The 10751-nt window shown below is 43.1% G+C and carries 1 protein-coding gene; it reads left to right on the plus strand.

Going from position 1 to position 10751, the window contains the following annotated elements:
* The first annotated feature begins 335 nt into the window (after positions 1 to 335).
* Positions 336 to 10739, plus strand: coding sequence for a hypothetical protein (locus WHS63_RS12780; RefSeq protein ID WP_445205443.1), 10404 nt, complete (start codon positions 336 to 338; stop codon positions 10737 to 10739).
* The last annotated feature ends 12 nt before the right edge of the window (positions 10740 to 10751 follow it).

Consider the following 10751-nt stretch of genomic DNA (forward strand, 5'->3'; position numbering starts at 1 on the left):
GTTTCACTGTGAAACCCTGTGATACCGATTTAGTTGATGGTTGGTGGTTGATGGCATAAGAGATTACCTAAAATCTTGAATCTGAAATCTGAAATCTGAAATTTTAAATTTTTATCCTTCAGCCTTATACCCCAAAACCTAATCCCTCTTTTCCCATTTTCGGACTTTATGAATTAAGGTATTACAGCATAATAATTTGTTATACAACATAATATAACTTTTGGATTGGTTTTTGCTTTGAAAACATTGCTTATTTTATAGGTATATTTGAAACATTTTTGAAGTAATTCCGATTAACCATGTTAAAGCTGACAATAAGAAATACACATCATACCATGATTACTAATAGGAAATCAGAAAAGTTTCAGGGGTTAAATCTCTTGAATTATAAGGGATTGTTCCTTTTAACGTTCACCCTAATTTTTACCCTTTCTGCAAGGGCGCAGGTTGCAGGCGATTACAGAACGACCAGCGGAGGAAACTGGAATACTGTTGCTATATGGCAGCGTTACGATGGTGGCAGTTGGGTTGCTGCTACTGATTTCCCCGGACAGAATCCTGGTGCAGGAATTGTAACTATACAAGACAATCATAATGTAACGTTAAACGTTACACCAGCAAATAGCATAGGTTCATTAATTATTGCATCAGGAGCAAATGCAACAAACTTATCCTTTTCAGCGGCAAACTCTCTTACAGTAACAGGCAGTGTAACTGTTAGCTCAAACGATGCAAATGTTTCAAAATACATAGCAGTTGCTGGGGGTGTATTAACATGTAATAGCATTAGCATTAATGCAACGGGGGGTAACAACAATAGAGATGCTTATGTTTCATTAACCACAGGAACAATTAATGTTTCCGGTGATATCACTATGAACTCAACCAATTTAAGAACATACGTTCTTTTTTCGGGCAATGGTACTATAAACGTTGGTGGTACAATTTCTGGGGGCGGCATAACCAGCGCAGCTGGTGGTGGGGCTACGGCACCCACAAATGGCACAATAAATTACAATAACACTACAGATCAGACTGTTGGAGCTTACGGGTACTATAACTTAACAATATCGGGCAGTGGTACTAAAACCTTAGGTGGTTCCATAACTATTAATAGGAATTTGTCTATCCAAGGAACAGCAACTCTTGCCTCGGATATCTATCAAATTACAGGAAATAATGCTGGTACCCTAACAATGGCAGCCGGTACGAGTCTCACGTTAGGTAGAACCGACAATGCAACGGCAGTTACGTTTCCAACCAATTACACAGCTGCAAATATCTCATTGAACGCGAACAGTACAGTGGTTTACCAAACCAATGGAGCTCAAAATGTATCATCTACTCCCACCTATGGTAATTTAATAATGGCTGGCTCAGGAACAAAAACACTTTTGGGTGCAATCACCGTAAATGGGGACCTCTCAATAACCGGAACGGCTAACCTTTACACCGACACTTTCCAAATAACGGGAAATGCAGCAAGGAATTTTACCATGGCTGCTGGAACAACTTTATCATTGGGTAATACTGGGAATGGTACAAATGTACTTTTCCCTTCAAATTATGTTGCTGGTAATATCACCCTGGATCCTGCAAGCACTGTTGTTTACCAGGCCGGAGGTGCACAATCGGTTTCAGCTGTGCCACAGTATGGCAACCTTACCATTGCTACTAATGGTACAACCAAAACTTGTAATGGAAATTTAAACGTAAATGGCAATTTGGCAGTAAACGGAACCGCTACCCTTTCAGCTGGAACAACAGCCTCAACCTGGAATATCACAGGTAATGTTACAATAGATGGTACTTTAAACTTTGGAACCACCAATGCTAAGACACTTAACATAACAGGAAATTTGGTTGATAATACCGGTACAATAACCATGACAGGTGCTGGTTTGGCTCATCAGCTCAATCTTTATGGTGCAAGCAATAGTATTACAACCTTAAACACAACAGCTGGTTCAAATAGTACTGTAAGCTATTTAGCTGCTGGCGATCAACAGATTATCACTACTCCAAATTATCAGAATCTCGTTATTAATGGCGGAGGTGCAAAAACAGCTATAGGCAATAGCACCGTGAATGGGGTATTAACCATTAATAATGGTTTGCTCCAGCTAGGCAACTTCAATATTACAATTCAAAACACCTCTGCTACAGCCATTCAGGGTACTTTTGGAAGTACTACCTATATCGATATTAATGGTACTGGTTACGTTCAACAGGCTGTAGCCGCTGCTACTTCATATACCATCCCAATTGGGTCAAACGGTGTTTACGCTCCTGTTACTGCAAGCAGCATAACTGGCTCCACTTACCTCCGCTTCAGAACTGTTTACAGCGCCACGCTTGGCTCACAGTACTTAAAGCGTTACTGGCAGGTTACCGGTAGCGGCGCTACCACAGCAACCCTAACGTTCCAGTACGATGTAACCGAGAACCCTGTTGACCCAAGTTCCATATGGGTAAGGCCAACGGCCGGAGCATGGGCTACCCCTTCGGGCACACAGAGCTTTAACGATGTAGCCAAAACCTTTACCATAACGGGTACTTCAAATATTTCGGCTGTTACATCCGAATGGACTGCCGGGTATCCGCCTAAAACTTTCTTCTCATATCAGTCAGGAAACTGGAACGATCCTGCAACCTGGACCAGCGATCCCGGTGGTACAACCTGGAATAATATTGGTACACCCACAACCGATGGCGATATTGTGGTAATACTTAGCGGACGTACAGTTACCCTAACCGCCGATGTGGCTACAACCAACCTTGAGCTTAACATCAACGGGGGTGGTATTCTCGATATGTCAACCTTTAGGTTTACGAATACATTAAAGGAGTTCGACGGACAAGGAACGCTGAAACTGGCATCGGTTAACTTCCCCACTGCCACTACTAATACGTTTGTAAATGCAGGTGGGGGTATCACTGAGTACTACAACTCCGCTAATTTTACTTTACCCGCAGCGCAAACTACATATAATACCCTAAGGATAAACGCACCGGGTGTAACCGCTACCCAACTCCACAACCTAACCCTTAATGGTGATTTGCATGTTATGCAGGGTACCTACCGTATAAACGATAACACTGCGGCTCGCCGCGAGTTAACCATCTACGGCAACGTAACCGTTGAAAATGGCGCCTCCATAACGGTTGGGAATGGGGTAACCAATACAACTACAAACCCAACAGCAGTACCCGAAGGTGGAACAGCGCCATACACCAACTATTACTACACCCAATCGCATACTGTTCGGGTTTATGGTGATTTTACTAACTATGGAACGGTAAGGTTCACAAACTTAACCTACCCTGTATATAACCTGCTGCCACCTACCACAGTTGGAGCAACATCAGGTTATGCAACTGTTTACTTTTTAGGGAATACCAGCAACAACTTACGTTGCGAGGGAATAACCGATTTTTACAACCTTGTACTAAGCAAGGGGGTTGACCAAACCTATAGCTTAACGGTGTACTCAACCCAATATGAGTATTTCCGTCTTTTTGGTGCCAACATTGCAGGCGGCTATGGTGGCGGAGCAAATCCAAATCTTGATAAAGCGCTTTGGATACATTCCGGTACTTTGGTACTGCAGGGAACAACTATTATCCCTTCGCTTTCCGAGGGGACATGCGACATTGGCACAGGCGGCCCCAACTCCAATTACTTTGTTCCAGGCAATGGCGCATTGGTACTTGATGGCGATAATGTGGTTATACTCACTACTGCTGATGATTACCGCGAGGTTAATGTTGCCTACAACGTTACAGCCCCTAATAATGCGGCCATGGGGATTAATACTGGTGCTGGTTGTAGTTCCTTCTCAATATATGGGTTATTAAAAATTAATAGAGGATACATATCAACCCGCGAGAGTGGTGGTTTTATCCAGTGGGCTGTGGCGTCGGGGCAGTTTGAGATTAATGGTGGCGAAGTTGATGCCAAACAGTACCGCTCAGCAGGCGCTGGTGGCGGTTTAGCATCGTTTACTCAAACCGGAGGGACTTTCCACCTAAGGGGACGTTTCCGTCGCACTCCAACAGCCTACACCACTGTTAATGATTTGGTTAATGCACCCCTTGGAACTAACCGTATCGCTGGCGGGTTACGAGACGACCTTGGTACTTTTAACCTGAACGAGGCTGCCAACGTATTCAACATGAGCGGTGGTACCATATATATTTATGATGTTTGTGGCGATGGCACTACGGCTGCTCGGCAGAAAGCGTTTGAGGTACTTAGCGATCCAAACAACATTGGAGTTACAGGAGGTTCGGTTGTAATAATGCCATATACTGGAACTGTTCTAGGCGATTCCCCTAACTTCAGGGTCATATCAAGAGCTCCATTCGGTAACTTTAGCGTAAGTAGGCAAAGCAGCACCAGTGTGGTGTTACTCGACACTTATCCTATGTCTGTACTGGGTAATTTCTCATTACTCTCAGGCGATTTTAATGCCAACAACCTGAATGTTACCATTGGAGGTAATATGTTTGTTGCCAATGGAACAACCTACACAACTGGTACAAATTGGACCATTTTTAATGGCTTGAGTAATCAAACCATAACTGCAAATACTGCTACTCCATTGGTGTTTAAGAAATTCCGTATGGAGTTGGCCAGCGGTAAAATTTTAAATTTCTCGGGTACTCAAACCGATTTTCATGTACAAGACTCTGTTATGCTGGTTTCCGGAACGTTTAACGATAACGGTAAAACCATTACCCTAATATCTTCAGCTACTACAACAACATCTTACATTTATAATAATACCCTACATTTAGGTAGCGGAAAAATTGTAATTGCTGACGATGACCCAACTATCATTGCCAGCGATGGAAGTGGTATCTTCAGAAATCTGGAACTTAACAACACCGATGCTTTAGCTGCGCCTGTTAGCCTAAGTGGTAATATAACCATTAACGGTACGTTAACTTTTTCGCAGGATAAACTCTTTAACATCGGTTCATATAGCTTAACATTTGGTTCAAGTGCAACCATTGCAGGTTATGGAGCTAACAGGTACATTCAAACAGATGGTGATGCGGGTAACGGTGGAGTAATACGAACCTTTGCCTCGGGCTCTAACACCTTTACATACCCTGTTGGAGCGGCTTCAACTAACCATGCTGCACCTGCATACACTCCGGTTACTATAACCATTAATGGCACACCCACATCGTGGGGTAGTATTGCTGTTGTTCCTGTTGGGTATGAGCACCCTGCTACTACCACTAAGAATCGCTCACTTTCCTATTACTGGAGGGTAAAGACAAGTGGAATGACCCTAGGCTCTGCAACTGCTACCATGGGATTTATTTATGACCAAACCGATGTGGTTACGGGGGCGGGAATTACCGAGGATGAATATGTGGCAGCCCGTTTTGATGTTAATACATCAACATGGTCAAAGGGTAATGCCAGCGATGTGGATGAGGCTAACAACATAGTTGGTGAACCTGGTACAGGAACTTTTCTTGAGAACGCCAGTTTCCTCGATGGTGACTATACTGCTGGCGACGATAACCCTACCAATCCATTTGGCACTCCAACCGTTTATTATAGTCGCCAAAACGGGCTTTGGAGCGATGTTAACACGTGGTCGCTTACTGGCCATAGCGGAGCACCTGCTGCTACCGTTCCTGGTTCAGGTGATATTGTAATTATTGGAGGAAACGATTCCGTTTACCTTGCTACTAACCTTACAACTCCGAATGCTGACCCACGAAGCTGTGCAATACTTAAAATTGAAACTGGTTCGGCACTTGATATTGGATTCAATCCAGCATCGAACTTTTCACTTGTACTTAACCATCCTAATGGGAATGGTAATTTTAGGGTTGCTTGTGATTACGATAGCCCATCAACCTTCCAGTTCCCCGGAGGTGATTACTCTGATTTCAACGTTAACATTGGTACTACAGAATTGTATACAACCAACCCAATTGCTGGGACAACATACTATCTCCCCAATGGTATTACCAGCTATGGTAACCTTATACTATCGCCTCTTGGAGGCTCTAATGTAATATTCCCGAATAACAATCTATTAATTTATGGTAATTTGATTACCCGAGGTCAGAATGCCGATTCATGGTTCTGCCCGGTTTGGAATGTTAACTATCCCACTCCACCAACAGCCCGAATAGCAAAAACCATTACGGTTAATGGCGACCTCGATATTCAGGGTGGAGGATTAGTATGGTATGGTGGTGGTGCTATAACACAAACCTTTGTAGTAAATGGCGATGTACTAGTTAATGACAACTCCGCAATTGACAACTGGGATGCCTCTTCGGCACGCATGAGCATTGGCGGTAATCTTGTAAATAATACAACTGGAGCTGCTGGTGGAGGTATTACAACACCACGTGAATGCGATTTCAGAAATATACCTTTAACCTTTTTCGGAAGCAATACTTCGAGCGTTACTAACCAACGCAACAATCCTATTACACGTTTTGGAAATGTTACCATTAACAAAGGATCCTCCCAGGCCGACTCACTGATTATTGATATAGGAGGCACACTAACCACTTTAACTGATAATTGGCTTACCCTGAGCAATGGAACACTGGTTTATAGGCGAACAAACCCTAATAGTGATTTTACTATCTCAACAACTACTCCTTTTGTGATTTCGGAAACTGCTGGTTTGTATATTGATTACCCTAACAACAGCGGTAACCGAAATATACTGATTGCCAATTCAAATGTAAATACCAACGATGTAACCCTGGCTGGTAAATTAACTGTTAAAGCTGGAAGGGTATTTGTAGGACCAACAAATGGTACTACAAATAACAACAACGATATTGTTTACACAGGCGATGGCAACTCAACCCTGGTGGTTAGTGGAGGTCAACTATTTGTTAACGGGCAAATCCGTAGAAACACTTCTACAACTACAGGTGTACTTAAGTATTACCAAAGCGGAGGCGAGGTAATAGTTAACGGACAGGGTGGCGATGCCACAGCGCTTACCCGTGCTAAACTGGAAGTAACCAATACTGGTAGCGTATTCAATATGAGCGATGGTACCATTACCATAGTTCGTGGGGGAGGTACAACCTTTGGCGATTTATTCATTCGCCCGGCAAGCGGTAGTGTTACAGGTGGGCAAATTATCTTTACCCAAACCCCATCATCATGGGCTACAGTTGATGCTGTTCAAAATTACAGGATGGATGCAAACATTCCTCTTAACAATTTGGTAATTACAGGAAAATCAGCAGCAACTGCTCGTAATGCAACTGTAACCCTCATGGTAAACCCCTTGGTGTTAAATGGTTCACTTACACTAACAAATAGTTATAGCTTTTTAACTGCCAATAATATCAATGTAACACTAAAGGGCGTTTTTACTAACAACGGAACCTATACACCGGGTACTAACACTACTACCTTTAACGGAAACACTCAATCAATTTTAGGTACATCCTTAACTACCTTCAACAATCTGGTTGTTAATCCAATTACCTCGGTTACTCTGGGGTCAAGCGATATTACTGTTAATGGTAATTTAACCCTATCGAGCGGAACGCTTGCATGTGGGAACTATAAGGTTACCCTAGCCGGAAACCTAACCAATAACGCCACATATACTGACAATGGCGATGGAACTGGAATCGTGCTTAAGGGATCGGGATTACAGTATGTCTCCGGTACAGGTACTTTTAGTACGTTAGAACTATTCAACACTAACGGAGCACGCTTGCAGAACTCCATAAGTCTTAATAAGAATTTAGTGCTAACCCTAGGTAATCTGGATATCAACCAGTACATGCTAAATCTGGGCGTCAATAGTAATATAATGGGTGCACCATTTAGTGCATCAAAAATGATAGTGGTTGATGGCGTGTTTAGCAATGTTGGTATTCGCAAGTATTTCAGTTCATACTCCGGGCCATCTCAAACCTTTACCTATCCTATTGGCGTAACCGGAAAGTACACACCGGTAGAATTTACCTATACTGATAATACTACAACGGGCTACATCAGGGTAAATGCTATTAATGACCATCACCCCGGTGTAATTGACCCAACGCATGTTCTGCAATACTACTGGGAGGTTGAAAACAATGCGGTTGCAGGGTTAAATGGTTTACTAGTATTTAAGTACAAGGACGTAGATGTTCTGGGTTCAGAAACAGACTACATTGCCGCCCGAACTGTAGGGGGTACCAGCTGGAGCAAGGCTGCACCAGGTGCAGGAACCGATAATGTGGATGAAACCAATAACACCATTACATTCTACCTGTCAAACGCTAACGATTTAAATGGAGAGTACACTGCTGGTGAAGACCCGGCAATTCCAAATAACATACCCCAATTCACCTCCACAAAGGATGGGAATTGGAACGATCCTTCGGTTTGGGTACAATCGGGAGGCGATCCATATACGCTTACTGGAGGCCCTAATGGATTTATTGTTACAATAAGTGCCAGCGATACGGTAACCATTAACCAGAATCAAGCTTTTACCTATCGAACTACTATCAACGGCACCTTAAGAGCGCCACAGCCTTTCTATGGGCATAATATTGGTATAGTTCAAGGCCAAGGGACACTGTACCTCGATGGAGGACCTTTCCCCGCTGGCCGATATGATAGCTTTGTGGATTGTTCAACTGGTGGTACAATTGAGTATGGTGGGTCAACCAACTACAACGTAGTTGCTGACCTGTATAGTCAGATTAGGCGATTACATTTTACGGGTACAGGTAGCCGTTATTTACCCAATAAAAATCTAACCATTTGCGAACAGTTACTTATTAATGGACCTACCCTTGACAATTCAGTGAACAACCGTCAGTTAACAATACTTGGAACCATGGAACGATACGGAACAGGTGTTTTCCGTGCAGGTACTGGAGCCAATGCCGTGGTTGAGTTTGCTGGTTCATCGGCTCAAAATCTGGGAGGCGTACTGGGTAACTTTACCGGAACAAACAAGTTTAACCATTTTAGAATTAATAATACCAATGGTTTAAATATTAACAGTGCCGGGAACATTGAGGTAGGAGGCAACCTTTACCTAACCAATGGAAACATTGTCACCACTTCAGCAAACCAGTTTATAATAACCAACACAGCAATTAACTGTGTTATACCTGCTGGTGGATCTAGTTCTTCGTATGTAGATGGTCCGTTAACCAAACGAATTCTCTCAGGCGATGAATTCAAGTTTCCGATTGGCAAGGGTAGTACAGTAGGGAACAAAATAAAACTATCATCGTCCACACCAGGTACAATCGATTGGACTGCGGAGTTTTTCACTCCAAACTCAACTTACAATAGCTATGCCGCTCCTCTTACCTATGTTAACTCCATGGAGTATTGGAGGGTTTCTGCTGCATCAGGTAGCCAAGCATACGTTGGACTAGACTGGGATGCTGCAAGCGATTTAACACCCCTTATGACCCAGAATGGTCTGTCCGATATGCGAGTAGCTTACGATAATAGTGGCACATGGACAGAGCTTTCCTCAACCGCAAGCGGTGATAATAACAACGGCACTGTAACAACATCCTCTAGGATAACAATTCCAGCCTCAGGTACGGCAAACTACACCACAGCTTGTATTAATACCACTAAGCCCAGAGCAAGACTTAATCCATCTGGTCCGGTTTGTGGCAATGCCGGAATACCAGTACTGTTTATTGGGTCGTTTAGGCCGCTAAACTACATTCTGAACTACACCAAGGACGGCGTACCCCAAACACCAGTAACCGTTACTGCAGAACCTTATGTTTTACCTACCGATGCTATAGGTGCTACTTACCAGCTAACTAGTTTCAGCTATAATAACCCAGGTAGCCCCACCAATGGTGTTGTCGATCCAACCCCTGTAACCACTTATACTGTTCCAACTACAGCAAATGCAGGGCCCGATCAGTCGTTATGCGGAGCAACCTCAACAACACTTGATGCCAATACTCCCACTGTTGGTACCGGGCAATGGAGTATTATAAGTGGTTTGGGAGGAACAGTTGTGCAACCTACTATTCCAAATAGTGATTTCAATGGTATAAACGGTAATAACTATACCCTTCGCTGGACTATAACAAATGGCGGATGTACATCTACCGATGATGTTAACATTTCATTCCCATTACTCCCTGAGCAACCTGCTGCATTTGTTACCTCCGACAATAATGTATGTCAGGGTGATATAAACGTATCGTACTCTGTAGCCAATAATCCAACCCTTACTTATACATGGGGTTATTCTGGAACCGGAGCAACAATTAATGGTAGTGGAAATTCAATTACCATTGATTATGCAGGAAATGCAACCTCAGGCGATGTTAGCGTTTATACCACAAACGGTTGTGGTAATAGTGCACCATTAACCTTAGCAGTTACCGTGAATGAGAGGCCAAATGCCACTATTGCAATCACAGGTTCGAGCTCAATTTGCGATGGCGATCATAGTGAGTTGACCATAACATTTGCTGGCGGAACCTCTCCCTATAGCTACCAATTAACCGATGGAACAAATACCTATAACTTTAATAACGTAACATCACCCCATGTTTATACCACCCCTAACTTAGTGTGGAGTGGCCCAAACCCCGATAAAGTAATTACCTATTCTATTCCAACGGTTACCTCAGCAAATGGTTGTAGCAATACGGGTTCCAATACTGTAGATATAAATGTCTACAAAATCCCCGAAACCGGGCCACAGTACCATGTACCCAATAACTTTTCATTCTAGCCAAACAGAACC

Origin of the sequence: Tenuifilum sp. (assembly GCF_037481895.1) — a bacterium.
Classification (GTDB): Bacteria; Bacteroidota; Bacteroidia; order Bacteroidales; family Tenuifilaceae; genus Tenuifilum; species Tenuifilum osseticum.